This window comes from Prevotella sp. HCN-7019 (assembly GCF_037890215.1).
Classification (GTDB): Bacteria; Bacteroidota; Bacteroidia; order Bacteroidales; family Bacteroidaceae; genus Prevotella.
Genome location: NZ_JBBKBO010000001.1, coordinates 758,057 through 782,310, shown reverse-complemented (window position 1 = coordinate 782,310; position 24,254 = coordinate 758,057). Strand labels below are relative to the sequence as shown.

Annotated in this window: 14 protein-coding genes; 4 read left to right on the top strand and 10 right to left on the bottom strand. The window is 50.0% G+C overall.

Features of this window, described 5'->3' with window-relative positions:
* Window positions 1–2,169, bottom strand: a complete 2,169-nt coding sequence (locus WKT13_RS02655; RefSeq protein WP_340322705.1) for a GH92 family glycosyl hydrolase — start codon at window positions 2,167–2,169, stop codon at window positions 1–3.
* Window positions 2,170–2,468: 299 nt separating this feature from the next.
* Here WKT13_RS02655 and WKT13_RS02650 point away from each other — a divergent pair, with 299 nt between their 5' ends.
* Together WKT13_RS02650 and WKT13_RS02645 are read left to right on the top strand one after the other, a co-directional pair.
* Window positions 2,469–2,858, top strand: a complete 390-nt coding sequence (locus WKT13_RS02650; RefSeq protein ID WP_340322704.1) for a winged helix-turn-helix transcriptional regulator — start codon at window positions 2,469–2,471, stop codon at window positions 2,856–2,858.
* 153 nt (window positions 2,859–3,011) lie between these two features.
* Window positions 3,012–3,362, top strand: coding sequence for a cupin domain-containing protein (locus WKT13_RS02645; protein WP_340322703.1), 351 nt, complete (start codon window positions 3,012–3,014; stop codon window positions 3,360–3,362).
* Window positions 3,363–3,453: 91 nt separating this feature from the next.
* Here the strand turns inward: WKT13_RS02645 and WKT13_RS02640 are convergent, their stop codons facing one another.
* The 3 genes from WKT13_RS02640 to WKT13_RS02630 form a co-directional block, all read right to left on the bottom strand.
* The gene (locus WKT13_RS02640) at window positions 3,454–4,833 is read right to left on the bottom strand and encodes an SGNH/GDSL hydrolase family protein (RefSeq protein ID WP_340322702.1); all 1,380 of its coding nucleotides are present in this window, start codon (window positions 4,831–4,833) and stop codon (window positions 3,454–3,456) included.
* Window positions 4,834–4,916: 83 nt separating this feature from the next.
* Complete coding sequence (locus WKT13_RS02635; RefSeq protein WP_340322701.1) at window positions 4,917–6,131, bottom strand: transglutaminase domain-containing protein; 1,215 nt, start codon at window positions 6,129–6,131, stop codon at window positions 4,917–4,919.
* 141 nt (window positions 6,132–6,272) lie between these two features.
* A complete protein-coding gene (locus WKT13_RS02630) occupies window positions 6,273–7,475 on the bottom strand; it encodes a transglutaminase domain-containing protein (RefSeq protein ID WP_340322700.1) in 1,203 nt (400 codons plus the stop codon).
* Between the two features lie 121 nt (window positions 7,476–7,596).
* On the opposite strand from WKT13_RS02630, the gene WKT13_RS02625 reads away from it, so the two are divergent.
* Complete coding sequence (locus WKT13_RS02625) at window positions 7,597–7,797, top strand: hypothetical protein (protein WP_340322699.1); 201 nt, start codon at window positions 7,597–7,599, stop codon at window positions 7,795–7,797.
* A gap of 552 nt (window positions 7,798–8,349) precedes the next feature.
* Here WKT13_RS02625 and WKT13_RS02620 read toward each other — a convergent pair.
* The 5 genes from WKT13_RS02620 to WKT13_RS02600 all read right to left on the bottom strand — a co-directional run bounded on the left by WKT13_RS02620 (window position 8,350) and on the right by WKT13_RS02600 (window position 20,978).
* Complete coding sequence (locus WKT13_RS02620; RefSeq protein WP_340322698.1) at window positions 8,350–12,585, bottom strand: endo-beta-N-acetylglucosaminidase; 4,236 nt, start codon at window positions 12,583–12,585, stop codon at window positions 8,350–8,352.
* A gap of 317 nt (window positions 12,586–12,902) precedes the next feature.
* Window positions 12,903–14,774: a SusD/RagB family nutrient-binding outer membrane lipoprotein gene (locus tag WKT13_RS02615; protein WP_298621301.1), complete on the bottom strand. Its 1,872-nt coding sequence runs from the start codon at window positions 14,772–14,774 to the stop codon at window positions 12,903–12,905.
* Between the two features lie 88 nt (window positions 14,775–14,862).
* On the bottom strand, window positions 14,863–18,336 hold the full coding sequence (locus WKT13_RS02610; protein WP_340322697.1) for a SusC/RagA family TonB-linked outer membrane protein: 3,474 nt from the start codon (window positions 18,334–18,336) through the stop codon (window positions 14,863–14,865).
* 1,013 nt (window positions 18,337–19,349) lie between these two features.
* Window positions 19,350–20,339, bottom strand: a complete 990-nt coding sequence (locus WKT13_RS02605) for a FecR family protein (protein ID WP_298621295.1) — start codon at window positions 20,337–20,339, stop codon at window positions 19,350–19,352.
* Between the two features lie 60 nt (window positions 20,340–20,399).
* Window positions 20,400–20,978 (bottom strand): RNA polymerase sigma-70 factor, encoded by a 579-nt coding sequence (locus tag WKT13_RS02600; RefSeq protein ID WP_340322696.1) that lies wholly within the window; start codon window positions 20,976–20,978, stop codon window positions 20,400–20,402.
* Window positions 20,979–21,322: 344 nt separating this feature from the next.
* On the opposite strand from WKT13_RS02600, the gene WKT13_RS02595 reads away from it, so the two are divergent.
* Window positions 21,323–21,565 carry a hypothetical protein gene (locus WKT13_RS02595; protein ID WP_340322695.1) on the top strand — a complete coding sequence of 81 codons (243 nt, stop codon included), beginning with the start codon at window positions 21,323–21,325 and terminating at the stop codon, window positions 21,563–21,565.
* 18 nt (window positions 21,566–21,583) lie between these two features.
* On the opposite strand, the gene WKT13_RS02590 is transcribed toward WKT13_RS02595, so the two are convergent.
* A complete protein-coding gene (locus WKT13_RS02590; RefSeq protein WP_445323554.1) occupies window positions 21,584–24,235 on the bottom strand; it encodes a family 78 glycoside hydrolase catalytic domain in 2,652 nt (883 codons plus the stop codon).
* Window positions 24,236–24,254: the final 19 nt, after the last annotated feature.

Sequence of the window (24,254 nt, the reverse complement as noted above, 5' to 3'; positions counted from 1 at the left end):
TCAAGGACGGTCGGCCACCTTGGTACCCCATTTCGACGGTTTGCTGCCCATCACAAGCTCGAGTTTTCCGCCTGCCTTGATGTCAGCGAAATCGATATACGACTTCTTATACTCACGTCCGTTGAGGTAAGCCTTCTGCACGTATATGTTGCGGTCGCTGTTGTTGCGTGCCACTACGCTGAATGTCTTTCCATTACCAACATTGAGGTCGGCGCGGTTGAAGAGCGGAGTACCGATGATGTAACGGCCGCCGGACGGCTCAACCTGATACAGACCTACTGTAGACAGGATATACCATGCCGACATCTGTCCTACGTCCTCATTTCCGCAGAGTCCGTCGGGCTCGTTGAAATACATCTCGTTCATCATCTTGCGGAGCAGAGGAGCGGCCTTCCACGGCTGTCCCACGTAGTTGTACATGTAGATGACGTGATGGCTAGGCTCGTTGCCGTGAGCATACTGACCTACAAGTCCGCTGATGTCCGGTGATGCGTTCTCACCGAGATCGCCCTCAACGATGAATAGAGAGTCGAGCTTGGTGACGAATTTCTTCTCACTGCCGAAGAGGTTCACCAGTCCGTGAACGTCGTGCGGAACAAGCCATGTGTACTGCCATGCATTGCCCTCAGTGTAATCGTTCACACGGTGTGCGGCCTGTATCGGGTCGAACGGAGTACGGAACTTGCCGTCAGACGATACCGCACGCATGAATCCAGTCTCCTTGTCGAAATATGTAGCATAGGAGCGGCTGCGCTTGAAGAAGTAGTTGTAATCGTCGGTCTTGCCCAACAGTTTGGCTGTCTTGGCCACACCGTCGTCGGCCAGACAGTATTCCAGAGCTTTTGCCACGGTCTCGTTGCTCGGCTCCTTGTCGTAAGGAATGTAGCCGTACTGCTTGAGCAGTCCGAGCGAACGCTCGTCGAGCATAGCCGAAGTCTTCATGGCCTCAAAAGCCTTTTCCTTGTCTTTCACGAATCCTTTGAGCACGAGGTCAGCCAGAACAGGTATGCCGGGGTTGCCCACCATACAGTCTGTCTCACAGCCCATGAGGTGCCATACAGGCAGTTTGCCCTGCTGGTCGAATATGTTCATGAATGTTGATGCGAAGTCGCTCTGCATATCAGGGAATATGAGCGTAAAGAGCGGATGAGCAGCACGGTATGTATCCCAGAGCGAGAAGGTGGTGTAGTTTTTGAAATCGCCCTTGCGCACCTTGCCGTCTGCTCCACGGTATGCACCGTCGACGTCGCAGAAGAGTGACGGAGCGGTCATAAGATGATACATCGCCGTATAGAATATCTCCTTGCGTTTGTCGTTCTTGTCGGTCAAAACGATTCGTCCGAGCTGTTTGTTCCATGCATCATCGGCGGCTTTTACGGCGGCGTCGAAATCCCATCCCGGCATTTCGGCCTCCATATTCAGTTTTGCCTTGTCGATATCAACCGGCGAAAGTGCCACCTTGACAAGCAGAGGCTCACCCTTCTCTACAGAGAATATGGCCACACCGGTGCTGTCGCGGTTCTCCATGGTGACAGGTTTCGAGAAGTCCATTGAGAAATAAATGCGCTGGTCGCGTGACCATCCTTCCGAACGTCTGTAACCGGTTATGCGTGTAGCGCTCTCCTGTGTGATGAGACAGTCGGTCATTTTGTCCCATCCGATGCCCTGCACCAGGTCGAGACGCATGAGTGCCTTGCCGCTGTTGCCGTCGAATGTGTAACGGTGGAATCCCACACGCTGCGAAGCTGTAAGCTCCACTTTAACACCCGGATCAGCAAGTTTCAGCGAATAATAGCCCGGTTTCACGCTCTCATCCTTGTGAGAAAAGACGAGCTCGCGCTGCGAGGCATTTGACACAGGCAGAAGGGCTATATCGCCCAAATCGCCTATTCCCGTACCACTGAGATGCATGTGGCCGAAGCCTATCAGCACCGAGTCGCTGTAATGATAACCCGAACACCAGTCCCAACCGCGTGTGATCTGTGTTGGGCCGAGCTGTACGAGTCCGAACGGGACATTGGCTCCGAGAAACACATGGCCGTGGCCTCCCGTGCCTATATACTGATTAACGTAGCGCGTAAGGCCGTCTGCGGCAGTCCGCGCCATGCTTGCAGTTCCTAAAAAGAGTGCTGCAATGGCTGATAAGAGGAAAGTAGATTTTGTTCTCATAATTTAGTTATTAATAACTGCAAATATAACAAATTATACGGTGTTTTCGCTTAGTGGGACAAAGGTTTTTTCATAAAAAAATCAACGTATGCGCTTTATTATGACGTACTCTGCCGGCGACAGGCCGGCGAGGCGGTAAGGACCGGAGCGCCACAGGAGATACATAGTCAGACGGAACAGGGCGCAACAGCCACAAAAGCACAAAACATAACTCTGCCGTAGCTGCGGAATAAAAGCATGTAACCGACATTTTTTCACAACGAAAACGCTATCTTTGCACAACAACCAGACACGAAAATATGAAAAATAACACTTGTAATGCCATATATCCCGACTGTCCGATAAGGAACATACTGGCACGCGTAAGCGACAAATGGTCGATGCTGGTGCTGCACGCACTGTCGCAGAAGTCACCGATGCGCTTCACAGAACTGCGCAATGCCATAGGCGACGCCACACCGAAAATGCTGTCGGCGTCGCTCAAGACACTGGAGGAAGACGGCATTGTGAACCGTACGGCCTATCCAGAGATTCCGCCACGGGTGGAATATTCGCTCACCGCACGCGGCATAGAGATGCTCGAAGCCATGCAGCCGCTCACCGACTGGGCCATAAGAAACATGGAGGCCATACTGCGCGACCGCGATACAAGACAGCGCAATAAGGCTGAAAATCTTAATAATACATAAACCTCTGCCGCGTAAAAAGCTGAAAATCAGCATTTGTTTCGTATATGATACTTTGTTACGGCGGAGTAACTTCTTGCAGAAGAAAGGTGTGTTGAGTAACTTTGCAACACAAAAAGAACAATAACAACAAAGCTACAAAACACGTTTTTCAGTATGGAGAAATATCAGAAAATTTCAGTAGGCGACGCGCCGAGAACCGAACTGCACGACAAACTGGGACTCACGGGCGCAGAGATTTCAATCAACAGCATGCCGGCAGGAGCATCAGTACCGTTCGTTCACAGTCACAAACAAAACGAGGAAATATACGGCATGCTCAGCGGTAAGGCCGTGATGACACTCGACGGCGAGCCCGTGGAGCTGAACACAGGCGACTGGTTGCGCGTTGCTCCGAGCGTAAAGAGACAGCTGGCAGCAGCGGCCGGCAGCGCAGTGAGCTACATCTGCATTCAGGTGAAGGAAGGTTCGCTGGAGCAGATGACAGCCACAGACGCAATAATTTAAGCACACTGTCGCACAAAAACAGAATACGGGACATCCGGAAAAGACCTCTCCACAGGGAGAAAATCTTGCGGATGTCCCGCTTTTTTTATTCTCATTCCACAGGCAGAAGCTCTATACAGCGCTTCAGCGGACGGTTTATCTCGTATATGCGATCGACAATCATGTCCATCTGGCGCGTGTACATATCGCGCACTTCCTTGTGTATCATCTTGTTATACATATCGCGCTTGGCTGCCACCCAGGCGTCGTTCTTCTGGCCTTCGCGGAAAGCACGGGCCGCACGTTCGTCGTTTGCCTCGAGCATACCGCGCTTCATGAAGAAGTTGTACTGCAACCACGCATAGTCGCGGAAGCGACGCTCTATCTCCCACCGTTCCTCGTTGAGAGCCATAACGGTCATGGCCTGACGATACTGCGGTGTGTGGCGGTAAGCCGCGAGATTGACACCCGAAGCGAGTTCGCCGGCAGTGAGCGTGTCGATAGGCTCTCCGTCGATGGTGAGCAGATGGTTGCCGGACAGTCCGCTGACGGTGAGAAGTTCGCTGTTCATCTCGTCCATGAACTCAGGAACAATCTTTGTGATGCGCGACTGCGGACGGGTGAAGCCCCAACCATGCGCCACCGTGTCGAGTGGATAAGGCAGAGCGTGCGCCAGATAGTCGAACGTCACCTTGCCGTCCTTCACCTTCAATCCTGTCACCTTGCAGTTGCCGGCAGTCAGCACCTTGCTCCGAGCGGCATCAACCGACACCTCCGCCACCTTCTTACCGGCCATGCCCTGTGCCTTCAGGAAGAGATATGCCATCACCATGTGGCCGTCATTGTCGGGATGTACGCGGTCGCTGCCGCACAAAGTGAACGTGGAATCAACGGTCTGGAAACGCTCGTGGATGGCACACATGGGAGCGTTGAAGTCGAGGAACTCCCATCCGTTGGCCTGCGCCGCCGAATCCTGGAAGGCTATGATGCGGCGCATGGCGTCGTTCTTGCGCCTGAATATGTCGTTGTTGAACCGCGACGTCTGGTCGTAGGGCGACGTACCAATCATCACCTTGCGCACCGACGTATGCTCTTTCAGCTTTTTCTCTATCTCGAGAAAGTTGCGGCGCGACTCCGAAACCTTGCTGTCGGCGAACGCCTGAGGATTATCTCCGTTATACTCAAAGTATCCGCTGTCGTTCATACCGAACGTGAGTGTGAGCACGGTCGGCTTCCTGGAGAACACGTCGTGATCGATACGGCGCAGTATTTCGAGGGCTGTGTCACCACCCACACCACAGTTGAACATCTGCATGCGCATCTCAGGGAAACGCGTCATGTAGTAGAGCCATATGTACGAATGATAGTGTCCGCCGTCGGTTATACTGTTTCCGACGAATGCTACGCGGTCGCCGCTCCTGAAAGGCGCCACCTGCTGCGCCACACCGCTGAGCGGGAGGAGCAGAAAAAGAAACATGAATAATTTTCTCATATCTTAGGTTTATAATCTGTATTCATTCCACGCGACGCCTCACGCCGTGCTCACAGGGAGCCAGAAGGCACAACACGCGACTATCAGAGACGTATGCCGGCGGTGCATGAGACCATCTCCGCCACTATGTTGTCATGTCGCCGCAGCGGTGTCACGTTCACGTCATATGTTCGTTCCGGCTGAAGTCCGTCAAAAGTGCACGACGTACAATCGGAACCGAAAGTCTGTGTGACTACGGCACGGCCTGTCCCACTCTCGCTCACACAGAGCCTGTAGCCCGTCGCTCCTGTGGCACTGCTCCACTCTACCACCATCTGTCTGTCCGCACCGGCACGCACACCGACACTGAATCCGTTGTCAGTGCGGCGGCTATCAACCCTCTGAGCCGCGCTCACTTCCGAGCCGGCGCTGCGCCGGTACCAGTAGAAGAAAGTCTGAAGAAGGTCGGCCGTGAAAGGCGTGAGGCCGTCGGCAGACAGTTCGGAACACAGGTCGAACGACATGACAATGCCGTCGCCCGCACAATATCCGAAAAAGTCGCCGTCGGGATGGTCGTGTTTCATCGTCACATCCACCGGCACCCATCCGTAGCGCTCAAGGAAAAAATCGTTCCATACGTGGTGTGTGCCGTCGGGACGCACCGTGACAACGAGACGCGCAGGCACGCCCTTACAGCGCAGCAGACTGGCATAGACGGCCGAGAGATTGCCACAGTCGCCTCCGCCGGCGGCCATTGTCTCTGTGATGGTGTGTATGCCTGTGTCGGGATTGAGATAACCGAATCTGGCAGCCACATGCTCATAGCACAGCCGCGCATATTCCAAAGGATTGGCGGCGGCCCGATTCCACAATGAGTCAGCAGTGCGGACGATGTCGGGATGCGTGATATCGACGTAACTACCTATCGGAGATGTGTATCTCCGGTAAAGCTCAGTGGTGGTGTCATAAGGATATATCGCCGTGAACTGCGCCATGTCTATGCGCATGGGATAGAGCGTGGCGCTGAACCGCTCCGCGATGACGAGAGAGTCGCCAGACGCAGGCAGCGTTCCGGTGCGTACGGCGCGCAGATAGCGGTTGTCGTTGTTGGCGGCCCGGCACACCTCGCCGTCAGTCGTGCAGAACTGTTCTATGTCCTGATAGATGTTGCTCTCCGGCACGGGCATCACCGCACAAAGGCGTGTAAGCGTGCAGTCGTGGTTTCTTATCACGAGCGAGTTCTTGATGTCGTATGTGCGTTGCGCCAATGCAGTATGGGCCGCGAGCGCCAGGCATAAAGCCATGAATGGGTGCTTCATAATATTTTCAGTTATAGTAACAGTTCAGGTACGGACAGTCCGGATGGAGACAAAATTAATAAATTCGTCCCAATCACACAACCCCAATACGCATATTTGACGACTGGGAACACACCTTCGGAACTTGCCGACAGCACCGTATCAGATGCGTATGGTGACGAGACGGGGTATCATTTCTGTGACAATGTTATCGACACGACGCAATGGTGTGACCGCTATTTCGTAAGGTTTGTCCTTACGTAGTCCGTGGAATATGTATGACGTGCAGTCGGCATCCACATCGCAAGTGAAGACTGTGTGATTCTGATTGCTCACAGACAGTCTGTATCCTGAGGCCTGTACGACCTTTTCCCAGCCCACCGACACGTGCTCTTCGGTGGCTTCGTACACCTCAAGTGCTGTTGCCATCGCTGTCAGACGATTGCTCACTCTGTGGCTGGCGCTTATCTTCGAGCCGGCACTGAACCAATACCAATAGAAGTAGCCTTGCAGAATGTCTGTCTTGAACGGCGTTGTACCGTCATAGGATATCTCTGAACAAAGATCAAACGACATCACAATGCCGTCGCCGGCACAATAGCCGAAGTAGTCGCCATCAGGCCGGTCGTGTTCCATTGTCACGTCCACCGGCACCCAGCCATAACGTTCAAGGTAGAAATCGGCCCACGCATGATAACTTCCGTCGGGCCGCACCGTTGCCACAATGCGCGAAGGCACTCCCTTGCAGCGCAGCAGACTGACAAACACCGCCGACAGATTGCCGCAGTCGCCTCCGCCTGCTGACATTATATCGGGGATGTTGTGAAAGCCCGGATTGATGTATCTGAAATTGCGAGGAACATACTCATAGCACAACCGTGCATACTCGAGCACGTTGCCCTTCGCCTTTTTCCACAGCATTCCTGCAATCTTAACTATGTCAGGATGGGTAGTGCTTATGTCTTTGCCGAGGTCGGCCGTGTATCTCCTGTAAAGCTCGGTGGTGGTATCGTAAGGATATATCGTCGTGAACTGTGACATGTCTATGCGCATGGGATAGAGCGTGGCGCTGAACCGCTCCGCAATAACGAGAGAGTCGCCCGGCGCAGGGAGGCCAGCGGTACGTACAGTGCGCAGGTACATATTGTCGTTGTTGGCGGCCCGGCATAGCTCGCCATCAGTCGTGCTGAACTGTTCTATGTCCTGATAGATATTGCTCTCCGGCACGGGCATCACCGCACAAAGGCGTGTGAGCGTGCAGTCGTGGTTTCTTATCACGAGCGAGTTCTTGATGTCGTATGTGCGTTGCGCCAATGCGGTATGGGCCGCGAGCGCCAGGCATAAAGCCATGAATGTGTGTTTCATAATATTTTCAGTTATAGTAACGGATTTGTCCCGGCCTGTCCGGATGGAGACAAAATTACGAAATTTATCGCAACGGCACAACTGCATGCCTGTCGTTTTGGACAGACATGTCACAAAAACAATGTGGGCAGACGGCCAACAGCATGACACACCACCACTGCTCCGGCGACAGTGGCAGCGCGCAGCGGAAAAGCCGTTATGGGCATTGGAAATGAATATTTATGCAAAACAAAAAGTAAAAAATTTTGACAAAAATTTTTCGCAAAATAGAAATCGGCAGGCGGACGAAAACGCGCGAAACGGTACTTTCAGCAAAATCTGACCGGCGACGGGACGAGACAAAATAGCGATCTTTTTCAGACCGGAAAACAGAAAAGGCTTTATCAGGGTGTGATATGGTGCATATCAGGTGGTGATCTGGTTGATATCAGCACACGAAACGGGCAATAACGCACCCTAAGAAAGACTCTTTCGCAACGCAACAAAGAGTCTGTTGATGCACAGGAAAGCGTAAGCTGCTGTACGACAGAGAGTTGCGTAAACTCTCTGAGAATTGAATATTTGCAGCCGGAAATACTTTCGGAGATTTCAGCGGCACTCTCAGCGAGTTGACGATGTATAAATATTCATCGCCAAGAAAGAAACTGTATAAATATGCAATAATTGTCGTGACCGCAGAAGGGCGCGTTCCGTATGCAACAAAGGCGTATATGTGCACGGACAACAGGACGGAGAAAGACAGGCGGAACGGAAATGGTGCGGAAACATGAAAGCACATTCACGTCGGCAGGCTGCGTAACGGCACAAAAAAAGTGAGGACATACGGATATGCCCTCACTTCGTTATGATTAATCAGTTGTGTGTTTTCCGCTGATTACTTGATTATAACCTTCTTAGCTGTACCATCGGTGTACTTGATGATGTTGATACCTCTCTGCGGAGCATTCAGCTTCATACCGTTGATGGTATAGATACCAGAGATTTCGCGTACGCCACCTTCAGTTTCTGTAGAATCGATGCCTGTCGGAACGTAGAAGCCCTTCTTAGCGATACCGAGGATTGTAGGATAGCTGCCGCTCTTCAATGATGTGAATGTGACAGACTTAACCTTCTTGCTCTTGTCGGTAGGCAGAGTGTATTCGAACAGACGGAACTGATATCTGTCGTCGATCTCGTCTGTTGCATATCCCTGTACGCTCTTAGTAAGGATGCGGCTTATGCCATATACAGCCTCATTGCCAGAAGGATAGCTGCTCCACCAGTCTTCAGGTGCGAATGTCTGTGCTTCGCTCTGTGTTTCGTCCTCATAGTTGGCTACTGCCTCAAGTGTTGACTGACCGTTTGCAGAAATCACGAGGAAGTAAAGCTCTTCACAGTTAGCCGGCTCGTCGAATACGAGTTCCTTGCTTTCGCCATAGCTCTTGAGTACGAGTCCGTTGTTCTGAGCGTAGTCAGCCAGTTTGAACTCTGTACCGGCAGATGTTGTCACGATGTGGTCGTCACCGGCAAGTGCGCCCTTCTCCTGAACAGCTGAGCTGTAAAGAACCCAACCCTGATCGTCGAGAACGCCATTTGTTGACTCTGCAGACGGTTTGCTCTCAGCAATAACGTCATAGTTCCAACCAGTCACTGCTACAGGACCGTTCACCGGAATAGCCTCTTCGAACTGTTCGAATGCCTCAACCTCAGCAAGTGAAGGATAGAAGAACGGATTCAGAGTACATACTACTGCGAGATACTTGCAGTTCTTGTATTCCGGAAGTACATATTCGAGTTCAGAAACCTCATTCAGGTCAGAGAATGTCTTGACTGTTGTCAGGTTGGTAAGGTCATTACCCATCATGATGCTGATTTCGTTGTTAGCAGCACCTAATTTACCGTTGTCGTTTTCAGCCTGGTTGTTGCCCGGGATGTAAACCTTAACCTTTGCAAGGTTCCAGTTCTTTCCTTCCGGAGCAGTGAATATTGACCAGAAGTCCTGCTTGTACATTGACGGAGTTTCGATTACGAGACATCCTTCTTCTGTCTTGTTACCATCGGTAAGAGTGTTGACCTTGTACTCATCATACTCAGCCTCGAATGAATAGTCAGACTTGTAATGACGCAGTGTAGCCTCTGTTCCTGCCAGAATGTTCGGCTGTTCCTCTGAGTCGATCACAACGTTTACAGTGCGCTCCTTGTATGAACCACCGTTGTTTACAGTGATCTTCAGGTTGTCCTCACCAATCACCTTGCCGGCTGTTACAGGCACTGTGAATGTGCTTTCAGCTGCATTCTCTTTGATTTCACCTATAACAACATTGCCCTTTTCAGAAACAACCTTGCAAGTGAATTCCTCAGCGCGCTCGTCACCATTGAGGTTGTACTTAACTTCAATGTTCTGTGTCTCACCAGCATTCAGTTTGAGTTCTGCCGGTGAAGTCTCTATTGTGAGATTGTTGTCGTCCTTACCGTAAACCTCGAATTCCCAGATACGGAGTGTTCCGTTAACGTGCGGAGACAGACGTACATAGCGTGCTTTGTAAGGAGCGATGTAATCGGTCTTGATAGACTCGCTCTCACGGTTCTCCTCATCAACTACAGTTGTCCAGTTCTCACCGTCGTTAGACAGTTCGATTGTGTAAGAACGGATCTGGTCGCAACCGCTTTCAGGTCCTGAGTTAGCGTCGTAGATGCGGAAGCCATAGATGCGGTAAGCACCTTCGAGGTCGAATATAACCCAGTTGTCGGCGCTGACGTTACACCACTTCTGGCTTGTGCTTGACGGTCTCTGTACGCCGTCGATAATTCTTTCAGGAACTTCAGTCTCGTTTGTAGAACCACTGTAAGAAACTACAGTCTTATGCATTACAACATTGTAAACCTCTTTTTCCTCACCGGTTTCCATAACGTCGAGAACTTCCTTAGTGGTTGTTGATGTACCAACAACATTGGTAGCCTCTACAGTTACGCTCTGACGGCCGCTCTTCAGACCCTTAACAGTGATCTCACTGTCGGTCAGTTCGCCTTCAACAAGCTCGAGAGATTCCGGAAGAGTCCACTTCCATGCGGTCGGTTTGCCTGTACCCTTAACAGAGATAGTAGCTGTCTCGCCTACATTGATGTAGCTCTTTGAGAGTTTGAATGTAACAACCGGAGTTGTAGGAGCCGGATAGTTGACTTTCAGAGTCTGTGCCGGCTGCTGCTTCATGTCTTTCATTACAGGAACAACAAGCACGTTGACATATTCGTCGTTGGCGTTGCGCTCGAATGTCGGGATATAGAATCCCTGACCGCGTGTCTGTCCGATGAGTGTGCGTGTGCCGTCAGCTGTTTCCTTGTAGATATCGAAGTGATCGAAATCGGCAGTGTAGTCATAATCCCATGTAACACGGATATCACCCTTCTCCTCACCGAGTACGCTTGTTGTAGCAAGGTTGCTTACAACTACTGAAGCAGGAGCATAACCTGCAGGCAGTACAGCGAGTTCACCAAGTGACAGTTCGTATGCAGCCACGTCAGAACCTGCTTTCAGGTTGAGGGCTATCATATAGATTGTATTTCCGTTGAGAGAAGACAGATCGTATTCAGCTACGGTCCAGCCGTTCTTTTCTGATGTTGTCGGGTCAGAGAGTGTTGTCATTGCTCCGTCAACCTTACTTTCGGTAGCGAGCTTAACCTCTACAGAACCGGCAGTGTTTGTCTTGTAAACCAGACGGAGTGTTCCACCTGCATTAACAGGGATCATGGTCTTGTAAAGACGCATCAGATGGTCGCCAGATGTCAGCTTACCGGTGATCTTGATAGAGCTACCGAAGTTGTATGCATCGTCCCAGTTGATTGCAGCTTTCAGATCACCCTTGTTCTCAATCCACCAACGCCATGTAGGCATGATGCTCTGAACACCACTGTGGTTCCAGTCCTGTGTGCCCTGCTTTTCACCTTCTACGAAACGATGTTTACCAACGCCGACGCAGAAAGAAGTCTCGAACGGCATAGAGGTGATAACAGAACGCTCGATCATACGACCAGAAAGTCCCGGCCATCCTGATTCTGCAACGTAAGACGGGTCGCCCTGAAGGTTAACCCACATCTGCTCTTCGTTCTGGAATGTCTTTGTTATGGCAGCATATGCGCGCTCGCCACACTCGTCCTGTGTACCGAGAAGGTTCTTTACATTATCCTTCCAGATACGCTCTTCCGGACAGAACAGGTCAAGTGAACCTACGTGACCGGTTGTAGGCATTGCTCTGTCAAGATAAGTTTTATATCCTGTGTGTCCGCCGTATACAACCTGTACACCACCGTATATCTTTGAGAAAGTCTCAGCTTCGGTGCAGCCAAGCTGTGATGCGTATCCACGGTAGTCGCCCGGAGAACCGTACTCAAGGAACTGAGATGTGTTCTTGTGAGACTTGAGGATTGTTACATTAGGACTCATGCTTGCATTATACCACTGGATTTCCATCTGTGTATCGCCATTCTCGTCAGCGATTTTGTTGAATTCCTGGATAAATGCGACCCACTCTGAGGTTGAACCACCGCCGGTCTCTTCATTGATGAACCAACCGTCAAAGCCCATATATTTTGCTATTTCATACAATTTAATAGCATAAATGTATTTGCCGTTCTCCTTTGTGAGCATCTGGCGAACCCATTCCTGTTTGCCACCGTAAGCCGAAGGTGGGAAGAATATCTGTCCCAAAGACTTCACACCGCTCTGGTGTGCTGCGTCAGTAGAAGCTGCTGGAGGAGGAATGATGATACCTTCACTTGCCGAACCTGCCCAGTAAACAAGCTTATCCATGTACTGCCAGTATGTAGGCTGATAGCCAAGGAAGTTGTTCGCACCCTGTGAAGGACACATTGAACAAGTAGGATACAAAATTGTAGCGTTACAGATTTGTCCCTCGTAGAACTGATTCTTGTTAGCCTTCATTAGCTCCGGCTCCTTGAAACGTTCTGCCAAAGGCACCATTGAACGGTTAAACTTCGCATCAGGATCGGTCTCCGGAGACCAGTTCTTGATGTCGTCGGGATGCCAGCATCCGCTATAAGGCTGCTGAGCGTTGACGCCAGTCGCTGCAAAAAGTGACAAGAACGTCATGACAAGTAGTTTTTTGATCTTCATAAATTAAAAGATTAATAACAAGTTAATATATTATTTATTGTTTTGGTTTTATTTCCGGTCAGTAGCATCCTTAGATGCAGTAGGCAGTTTTCAGTCTTTTCATAATCATAACAATCCCTTTTCAAAAAATACTTACCACCATATGATATTTTTTTTATAAATACTGAAAATTTATACCGAACCATCTTCATGCCGACCATATATTATTGGAATATTGGACCAACAGGCAGAAAATAAACAAAAAAACAAGGGACGAACTTTCAAAACAAGCTCGTCCCTCCACAATTAATAACACTAAAAAAACCGTACTATTACAATTACCTCATTATTTTTGATGATGTTGAAGCCGTACTTCTGAAGTTGTTTGGCTGCTGTCTGTTGCCGCTGCCGTCATTTGTATCAGCAACGTCCCACCACAGTCTTGTACCCTGAGTGTTGGCTGCCTTGAGTTCCTCGTGCTCATTGAAATATTTGTTAGAGCTTTCGCTGTTAGGATAGAGCAGTCGCTTTATCATCTTGCCTTCAGGAACATCGCCTCCGGATGAGTTGGTGAGCTGGTTAGCAAGAGCCGGATAATCGGTGCGGCGGAAATCAGCCCAACCTTCATTACCATTGGGGAATACTGCCATCCACTTCTGTGTGATGATGGCCTCGAGTATCTTCTCCCTGTCACCACTGCTGAAAGTACCGTCATTGAGAACCTTCAGACCACTGATGTAAGACTGTGCAGCCTCCGAGTCAATCTCATAATAATCCATGGAAGCCTGTACTCCTGCGCGGAAATATCCTTCTGCATCCATTGTAAGATCCTGTCCGGTCCATCCGCGGAGAGCAGCCTCAGCCTTGAGGAAAAGCGATTCCGAATAGCCCAGCCATACAGTAGGACGTGCATAGTTGAACCAGAAATCCTTGTTCAGAATCTTTGAAGCCGGTTTCGGCTCTGTGCGTGTGATACTGTAATTCAATATACCCATGTCAATTTCCGGAGCCTGTGCGCCACGCTTGCAGCCAGCAAAGTCTTCACGAAGGCTTTCCTCTCCGGCAGCAATTGATGTGGAAGTCATCTTGGCACGATACCAGCATACGAGACATCTCGGGTCGATTGTCTTTTCCACGTAGTCGTTGCGGCCGGTCTTTATCTGATAAGTTCCACCACCGGTACTGAGGTTACGATACATCTGTTCAAGATCCCATGACATAACACTTTCGCCTCCGTATGCAACAGAACACATTGCGAGAGCGTTCTCATCACCACCAGAGTCATTACCTCCCATTTCCGTTGGAGCGTATCTTGGAACTGTCTGCATGTTGTCATCATTGCTCTGCATGAGTCCGTACTGATTGTTCAATGCGTTCTCAGCCTCCTGCTTTGCTCTCTCAGGAGCGACATTTGATATACGGAGAGCCAGACGCAGACGCAGTGTATTGGCAAAACGCAGCCACTTGTTCACATCACCGAAGTAGCAGATATCCTCACGATCGATCTTATACTGTGAAGCATCGTTCGGCTTGATGCTGTCCACTGCCTGCTCAAGCATTCTGAACATAGCATCGTAAACCTCTTCCTGTGTGTCATACTTCACATTGTTTGTTTCAGGAATACGTGCCTGTGCATACTCACGGAACGGCATTGCACCGTATGTATCTGTATTTGCCAGAGCAAGGAACACATAATATATACGTGTGATATAGAACATGTTCTTGTATTTCTCCGGATTGTCATTGAACTTGTATGCTCTCAACAGTGTGCGGTATTCAGAGCTGCGCTCATTGTAGAAGTGTGCCCAACGCTGTCCAGACCATCCGTCACCATAACTGTAGTCAGGTGTTTTCATCGAGTGCTTCGGCTGGTTGTTTGCAACATAACCGGCATAGATGTCATGGCTCAGGTTGGTTGTGATCTGATAATCGTTATAATATCCCTCATACAGGAAGTTGCGGAATGTAGAAGGAGCATCAGCCAACGCTGTCTTGAGTGTGGCCGAGTCTTCCTTGCTTACAGTGAAATTGATGTTCACATCGGCATATTTCGTATTGTCCTCATCAGGATTGTCGATATCGCCTCCTGCTCCGGTATTGTCTTCTATTTCGTAAGGATTGTGGCTCATATCGTCGAGATCATAGCATGAGCTGACGGTGCAGGCCATGGTCAGTGCCAGAAATCCATTGAATATTATTTTGCGTTTCATTGTTGTTTTAAGTTTTAAGAATTGCTTTTTGCTTCTTTATTATATATTGATAATGTCCATCGCCACAAGCGTATGTCCGATTACGTCATCAGAATCCAAGATTGATTGAGAAACCGAATGTACGTGTGTAAGGCACGGCCATATAGTCGAGTGCCTGTGAGAACATTGTCGTGTCATATCCACCGTCGGGGTTACCCGGAGTATGTTTCATCAGGAAGCACAGGTTGCGTGCTACAAACGACATCTTGAGCGATGTGAGCGGAGTGCGTTTGAGCATCGACTGCGGGAACGAATAACCTATTGCAAGTTCCTTGAGTTTTATGTATGAAGCATCATGAACGAACTCTTCAGCGTATCCTCTTTGTGATTTGTACAGACCGATTGTAGAATAGTAAGACTGTGCGCTTACAGGAATGTCGTTCGGAGTTCCGTCTTCCTTAACACCGGGAACTACGAGATAATAATCCCAAACGCCGTTCACCTCTTTGTATTCACCACGATAAGCTGTGCGCTCTGATGTTCCGACAGCTGTAGCCATACCTTCTGATACTGAAACAACATCACCACCGAACTTCATGTCGAACATTGCTGTGAGGCTGAAACCCTTGTATGTCAATGTAGGAGTGATAGACATGAGCAGGTCTGGCTGTATGTTTCCGATAGGATGATCGAGCAGATACTGCTCCAGATTGCCGTTTCCGTTTTCCGGCTGAGGCAGACCGTTAGAACCAACAACGATGTTTCCATGCTCGTCGCGCTTCATAAGGTTGTTAGCATAGATGTCGCCGAGTTTGCCACCGGCCACTGCACCAACCTTAACAGGCATGTTCGGGTCGCCGTTGAAATAAACTCTGTTCACACCGTCAGCAAGTTCTTTCACTACCGAGCGGTTGTGTGCGATGTTCATTGTCAAGTCGAATGTGAGATCCTTTGTCTTCACCGGAGTACCATAAAGCATGAATTCAACACCGGAGTTTGTGATCTTACCGGCATTAACCCACTGCTGTGTCCAAGGTGCGGAAGCATCAACGAGCATTGCCTGGTTCTTCGTGCTGTTATAATAATATGTAAAGTCGAAGCCGAGACGGTTGTTCAGGAACTTCATGTCAAGACCAACCTCGTACGAAGTCTTGATCTCCGGTTTGAGGTTTCTGTTCATCATAATTGTGTTGACCACCGGTTTGCGGATACCCATGTCAAATGTAAACTTGCGTGTGTTGTACAAGCTGTATGGTGAAGGATCCTTACCTACCTGTGCGGCAGACACGCGCAGTTTTGCGAAAGTAACCCATGAAGGCAGCGGTTTGTTGATAGAACGCATGAAGTCTGAGAACACGTAGCTCACACTTGCAGACGGATAGAAGAACGAATTGTTCTTTGCCGGCAGTGTTGATGACCAGTCGTTACGTGCTGTAAGGTCGAGAGAAAGATACTCATCGTATGCGAGCTGTGCAGATCCGAATACAGAATACATCGCACGCTCGTGTCCGTCGTTGTTGGCAGAAACCAGACGATAACCTGTATTGAATATCCAGTTGTCTTTGTCAAGCATGTTCTCAACGCCGACATTGAGTATCTCATAATTCAGATACATTATGTTTGCGCCTACGGTATAACCAAGACGAAGTTTCGGAGTGAGCTGGTTGTCACCCATCAAGAGGAACTGTATGTTCTGCTCGAAGTGGTTTTCCTCACCACGCTGCATGTTGTCGTTGGTCAGCATTTCCTCCCAGCTCTGGTCCGGAGTGCTTATGGCCTGGTCGCCCAGTCCGAGGTCGCTTGTCTGAATGCGTGTGCGGTAGTAGTCGAATGAATATTTTGCATTGAACTTCAACCAGTCTGTCAGATTAAGGTTTGCAGAATAGTAACCGAACGCTCTCCATCTTTCGTCAGAGTTCTGATAGCGATGGCGAACATAGTACGGGTTAGAATACTGCTGGTCCGGACCGAACCAGTTCTGGTGCAGACGGTCTGACGATGTGTAGTTGTTGGCAAGGTCGCTCAGTCTTACGTTGCCCGGGATGAGCAGCAACTGTGCCACTTCGCCGTTAAGACCTGTATAAGGACGGTTCTCGGCTTTCATATGAGAAAGAGAAATCTTACCGTCGAACGACAGATAGTCGTTTATCACTGTTCCAGCGTTAAGGTCTGTAGTCAGTTTGTCAAGAGTCTCGTCCTTGAAAAGACCGTTGTTACCGTTGAAACCAACAGATACACGGAAGTGTGATTTCTCTGTTGTATTGCCCAATGCCACTGTGTGGAACTGAGAGAAACCAGTATTGAAATAATCCTTCAGCTTGTCGCCATAATATTTATAAGGTATCTGTTCGCCAAGCCATGACGGTTCGAGATGACCATCGAGAGCCGGACCGAATGAAAGTTCACCGGTAATGGCTGTTTTGTTGCCGTCCTCGTCGTAAAGATAGTTTATCTTTCCGTTTGAACCCTGACCGTACTTTTTCTGCATCTTTATTGTCTCTGCAGCCTGGCTCCATGTGAAGTTTCCGTTATAAGTAACACCGAAGCCCTGCTTGTGAGAACCCTTCTTTGTAGTAACGAGTATCACACCGTTACCGGCACGCGAACCGTAGAGAGCCGCAGCGTTCGGACCCTTGAGCACAGAGATAGACTCGATGTCCTCCGGGTTGATGTCGAACGATGTACCACCACGGTCGTATCCGCCGTATGCAGAAGCGTCTGAAGTCTGATCGTCGGTGAAAGGCACACCGTCAACGATCCACAACGGCTGGTTGTTGTCTGTGAGAGAAGAGTTACCACGGATGGTTATCTTAGTAGAACCTCCCAGACCTGTGCTTGCAGTGTTCATCTGCAGACCGGCCACCTTGCCTTCAAGAGCACCTGTCACAGAAGGATCGCCGGTGGTGTTGAGAGCGTCGCTCTTGATGTCCTGCACTGAATAACCGAGCATCTTCTTCTCACGCTTTATACCGAGCGCTGTAACCACAACCTCGTCGATAGACTGTGAGTCGAGCACCATCTTTGCGTTCACCACGCCACTTTTGTCGGCTGCAACCTCCTGAGGTTTATATCCGAGATAAGTGAACTGTGCCACCGGATTCTCCACATCAGTCATCACTGTGTAGTTTCCATCCATATCTGTCACGGCACGGTCTGTCGTACCTTTTATAGTAACGCTTGCGCCGATCAGCGGTTCACCGTTCTCGTCGAGTATGCGTCCGGTGATTTTCTTCTTCTCACCGCTATGTTTTTTGGGTGACTGCGGTTGTTCCTTACGTTTCAGATACACCACTTTGTCATCCACCTTGAATGTAACGCCCTTATCCTTGAGCAGCTGTGTAAGCACTTTCTCGAGTGTAGCGCTTTTCACGTCGATCGCCTTCACCTGCATGTCGGCAAGATCGTCGTCATAGAAGAACTTGAATTTCGACTGTGCCTGGATTTTCTTTATTACCACACCCAGGGTGGTGTTCGGAGTGTTCAGGGTGACCTGCGCAAACGCTCCCTGCATAGGTGCGACTGCGAACATGAGGGCCACGAAGCCACGCGCCATCCTCTTACTCCACTGATTCTTGTTATTCATAAATAATTGTTTAGTTATATTTAGTTTTTTAATTATCTTGAGTAGAAGTCTTTGGTAGTAGAACAAAAGTTTTTATAAAATTACTTAAACACCATGACATTTTTTTTAAAAAAAGTATCCATCACACTTCTCCCGGTCCTGTAGAAGTTATGTGGGAACATTTATTAATAAAGTATCATTTAACGCAGGAAAAGCTCCAGACAACACGGGACGATATGAGACACGACAGTGCATTTTCGCACGTAATGACAAATCCGTATTGTCACAGTCGAAGAATCCTCATCTCAAGACATGCGCACATTTTCCGTGGTACTCCCGGCACGTCATATCATCGTTTCGAAAGAAAACTCAGACAACGGATTGACAGATTTTCTTGACTTTTTTTTGACAAAATAAAATCGCAAAAGAGATGTAAAGAAATGTTAAATCCGATATAATAAAGGCTTGTTCATTCCTGACAGCCTTATCATATACCCTGCTATGGAATGCCGGATAATTAATCTTACATTCCGATTATGCCTGTTTCAGCCTCCGGTTTGGTCTATATCAGGGTGTGATATCGTGCATTTCACGCCCTGAAACAGGCAATATCACGTGCTGAAACAGTGCATTTCGTAGGATGAAAAAATCGCTTTGAAATGTAAATCTCTGATATCCAGTCATTTGTGCAAAACTCTTATTTTTCGCGTATTTGCGTCCGAAGGAAAGTCTGCTCGCAAATACTCATTTATTTTTTGGGGTATAACAGAAAACTCGAGCGGGAAACCACAGAATTCAGAGGGTGTGGAAAAGCCCGGATTATTTGCTTTCAACAGAAAGCGACAACGCCGGTTCGGAATTTAAAACACAGTTGTTTTATTGCAACCTCTCCCAACATGATTCCTGCAGAACCATTTTCTCCGTACATCGCACGTTATCCCATAAACGGCCAGACCGCCACAACTCCGTGAGTTGTGACGGTCTGACAGTCTTCTGTTTGTCGTGTCCTGCGGTGTGCAGCGAGCCACACGCCGTCATTCATTAGGCACGAGATATATTTTTCCGCCATCCTTACGATAGCTCACAGGCAGTGTGTTTTTCAGCAATTCAAGTACACTGTCTATGTCGTTCTTGTGCATTATCTGTCCGGAATATGTACGGCTGCCGTCTATTCCGGCATCCACAACTATCTTGACGCCATAAAGCTGTTCGAGCGTATTCGCTATCTGACGCACATCGGCATTATAGAAAGGTATGAGACGGTTGTGCCATACAGCTTCGAGTCGCACGTCGGCGTTCTTCACCATGATGTGGCCTGTCTCGTAATCCACGCATGCCTTCTGTCCAGGTGTCAGCATAACCTTGCCGGAGGAATGACGTTCGGTCACTTCGACAGAACCTTCTATCAGGCTCACCTCGGCCATCTTGCGGTCGCTGTCGATGTCGAAGTCGAACACGGTGCCGAGAACCTTCACGTCAACCGCACCACCCGACACGATGAAAGGACGTGTCTTATCCTTCGCCACCTCGAAGTAGCCTTCGCCGTGGAGTTCCACCCGGCGCACCTCTCCGTCGAAAGTCTTGGGATATCTGAGCGAAGAACCGGCGTTGAGCCATACATGAGTGCTGTCGTCGAGCGTCACCTCACGCGGCGTATTCATAGAAGCCTTGGCCACGATATAGTCAGTCGCACCGAGTTTTCCCATACCGCCGCCCAGATACCACATACCTGCGCTCATCATAACGAGAACGAGAGCCGCAGCAGCATAGCGGATAATACGCATCATACTGACTTCGCGTGCACGAGCACGGCGAATGCGCGTATGAACACTCGTAAGCGCTTTCTCCACCTCTCTGCCCGACATGGTCAGTCCGCTCATTCGACGGTACATCTCCTCAAGCCTGAAAAGCTCGGCTGCGTTATCCTCCGAAGCGTTTATCCAATCCCTCACTTCCTCAAGCTCCTGATCGGAACAGCATCCTGTTAGAAACCTTATTATAACATTCTCGTCCGGTTCTTTCATTACGATACTTTTTTCTATAAAATAAAGACAATAATAAAGGATTTTACATTTATAACAATCCTATTCGCAAAAACACCTAATCAAAAAATGAAAAAAAACTACACCCACAGTAAGAAATTTTCCGAGCCGGTCGCGCAGGAAACGCAGGGCGCGATACATGTGGGCCTCAACAGTGCGCACCGACAGCTGCAGCTCCTCTGCAATGTCGCTGTTGCGCATTCCGTTGAGATAACTCATACAGAACACCTGCCGGCACTTCTCCGGCAGCAGATTGATGGTGTCGTTTATCATGCGGCGCAGGTCGGCATCTTCCATCTTGCGCATCGGGTCGTCCGAAGCACCGCTGTAGAATTCCATGCGTTTGCTGTTTATGTCGTCTATCGCTGCGAGGCGTCCTGCATTCACATTACGGCGCTTCAGCGTGTTGAGCGACCTTGTGTACACGGCACGATAAAGAAACGAGTCGATTTTGTCGCCCAAATCTATCTCGTCCCTACGTTTCCACAGTTCGACAAAAACCTCTTCCACCACGTCGTCGGCATCGCTTTCGTCGGTAAGCAGGCTGAGCGCGTAGAAGTAAAGTTTCGAGTAAGTCCTGCGGAAGATAGAGTCAAACACTATACTTTTGTTTTCACGCATGTACTTATATTATTTATGGGATGTAAGAATTTTGCAAATATATAAAAAAAGTGCGATAAGCAAAATCTGTCAGCAACTTTTTTTCTGACAGTCTCTACCATAGCGAAAACCGCATATTAATACACTCTGATGAATAAAAATACAACGTCTGCCACTCATATTCCGCATATCACCAAGCAAACACCGTCCTGTGGTCGTACACAAGAGTTTCTGACAACATAGCATAACATTCTGACTGTCAACCATTTTTATCCAAAACAGAGCATAAAAATGCCTTCTTCTGCCGGCCGAAAAGGCGATATGGAACGACAGAAAAGGCTATATGGAACGACAGAAAAGGCTATATGGCAGCACAAAAAAGGCTTTCAGAACATGCAGAAAAGCCGTTTCCGGAAAACAGAAAACCCACGGAACGGCCCTTTCTGAATAAAATGCAGTTCATGGAACACCCACTATCGGAAAGAAAAAAAGCGGAACAGGGACTTGCATTTCTCTGTTCCGCTTTTTTATTTTATAAAAATCGAGTCAAACCAAAAGTTTATATTCATGCACTTCCGCATATCACCACTGTCATGAAAGGCGCATAATGCACAATACGGGGAGATTCAGCGCATGGTGAATTCAATGTGTGTGGTGCCCTGTACAAGTTCCGTCGTGCGTGCCTTGCGGCTGATACGGCGGCCGTCGACTGTGCATTTCTCAACGCCATCGGGCAGACGCAGCGTGGCCGTCACGCCTACGGGCAACTCCACTTCGAGACTTATGCCTTCGGCGGTGCGTTGCCAACGGGTGGCCAGACGACCGTAAGGAGTGTTGCGCGATGCCTGTGCCCAGTCGAGATGTCCGGCATACTGCGGGTCGATTATCACATGGCTCCATCCCGGTGCATCCTCGTCGGGAACTATTCCGCCCAAAGCCTGATAGAACCATGTGCCTATACCGTTGTAGCAGTTGTGCACACGGCTGCGGTCGGCATTCCAACTCTCCCATGTGGTTGTGGCTCCATTGTCTATCATGTAGAGATATCCTGGATAGTCGCGCTGCTTCAGTATGTCGTACATCAGTTCGGTCTCATGGTTGCGCGTGGCCCACTCGGTGAATATAGGTACGCCCGTCAGTCCTACTGCTATGTGGGTGCGGTACTTTCCGCGCGACAGTTCCACCAGCTTGCGGTGCACGCCTTCATAAAGCGAGTCGGGCACTACACCGGCGAGCATGGCATACGACATGTCGAGCGGCGAACCTGTGGCGTAGGTGGAATCGGCTGCATTGTAGAATCGGTTGTGTATGGTGCGGTTGAGTTTCAGCCTCCGTTGTTCAAAAGCGTCGGCATCGGCAGTGCGTCCCATGATGCGCGCCATGTGCACCATTGATGCAAGACAGTCGCTCACAAAGCAATTGCTCACCAGATCCACCGACCGTCCGTCTCCGGCATCCACGCCTGCCGGAGTGAGCCAGTCACCCAGATACCACATGCGATTGTGCGTGTCGGGCCAGCGTCCGAGCAGTCCGTCGGTTGTGTATCGGTCTACATACGACAGCCAGCTGCACATGTCGTCGTAGTGGCGGCGCATGATGCGGTCGTCGCCATAGTTGAGCATGGTGCGCCACGGAGCCTTGATTATAAATCCACACCAGTATGGTCCACCTCCGCCACCGCCTGCCGGAGCCACATGGGGCAGCGATCCATCCGGTTCTATCACATCGCCCCATGCCTGAAGCCAGTTATAGTAGAACGGTGCCACGTCATACATGGTCTGCAAAGTCATTGTCGATGAATTGCCGTCACCGCCATATCCCGTGCGCTCAAGATGAGGACAATCCACCATATAGCCGCTGAAGGTCAGACAACGCATGGTGCGGAATATCATGTCGTGTATGGCGTTGAGGTCAGCATCGGAGCACTCGAAGCTCGCAGCAGCCTCATATCCGCCGGATATCTGCAGTCCGGTGCAGACAGGACGATTTGTTGTACCGCTCACACGGACGTAGCGGAAGGCGTGATGATTGAACTTGTTGCAGAACGTCTCACCCTCGCGTCCGGCGGTGATGTATATGTCACTCTCGCCCTGCGATTCAAAACCTTTGTCCGGAAATATATGGTCGGCATACTCCATACGCACTTCTCGGCCGGCAGGCATGTCGCCCGGACTGAGCCTTAGCCAGCCTGTGAACACACGGCCCATATCGATGAGCCACCCGCCGTCAGCCATCTGTGTGACCGAAACAGGCTGTACGGTGCTTATAATTTTGTTACCCTCGCACATCTGTGGCGTGGCCTGCATACCCGGTACAGCCACTTCGGCCACACGATACCACGCGCGGCGGTCGAGCGATTCGGTACTCATGTCAGTCGGAACGATGCGTCCGTCCACACGCTCACCGCCAAACTGCAAGGCGTTCCACGTGCCGGTATCGGCATATCCGCCCGACGCAGCAGTCCATGTAGTGTCAGTACGGGCTATGGTGCGCCAACGCAAACCATCCACCTCATCGATGTCTGCCCTCACGAGCGGGCCTTCATATATGGCGCCGAACGTCGTCGGCTTATACCATCCCTGCCCCGCCCATATCACAATGTCGGCCTCTGAGGCGCCGGAAGACAGGCAGGAAGTTATGTCGTAGGTGACAATGAGCGAGCGACGGTCGAGCTGCGACACGGCCGGCGAGAGTACACTGTCGTCCACCTTGCGCCCGTTGACATACAGTTCATGATAACCCAGCGAGTTGACATGGGCCAGAACGGTGGCACCGGGCGTAACCTTTATCTTCTTGCGGATGAGTGGCGAGCGCATGTCACCGTTGCCATTGGCCATGCCCACGAAGCGTCCAGTGAGTCCGCCGAGTGCTCCCACACCGAAGCGCGACACATTACTCCATGCCGACACCACACCGTCCTTGTTCCACGAACGCACGCGCCAGTAGTATATGCAGCGCGGCATGAGCGTGCGTCCGGCGTATTCCACCATCACACTCTTGCCGGACTCCACCTTGCCCGATGCCCACATATCGGGCTGTCCGGCGGAAAGCAGCGCCGCGTCTGACGCCACCTGTATTTCGTAAGCGGTCTGGCAGTCGCCCCGACCAGACGAATGGAGCAGCCAACTGAAATGAGGCGAGGTGTTGTCGATACCCAAAGGGGCACTCATGTTCTCACACTTGAGGCCGTCAACGGTGAACGGCGACGACTTGACTGCAGCCTGCATAAAGACGCAGGACAGTACGGCCAGAAGGAGGGCATAAACTCTGTTTCTCATCATCCTTATGTTTTATAAT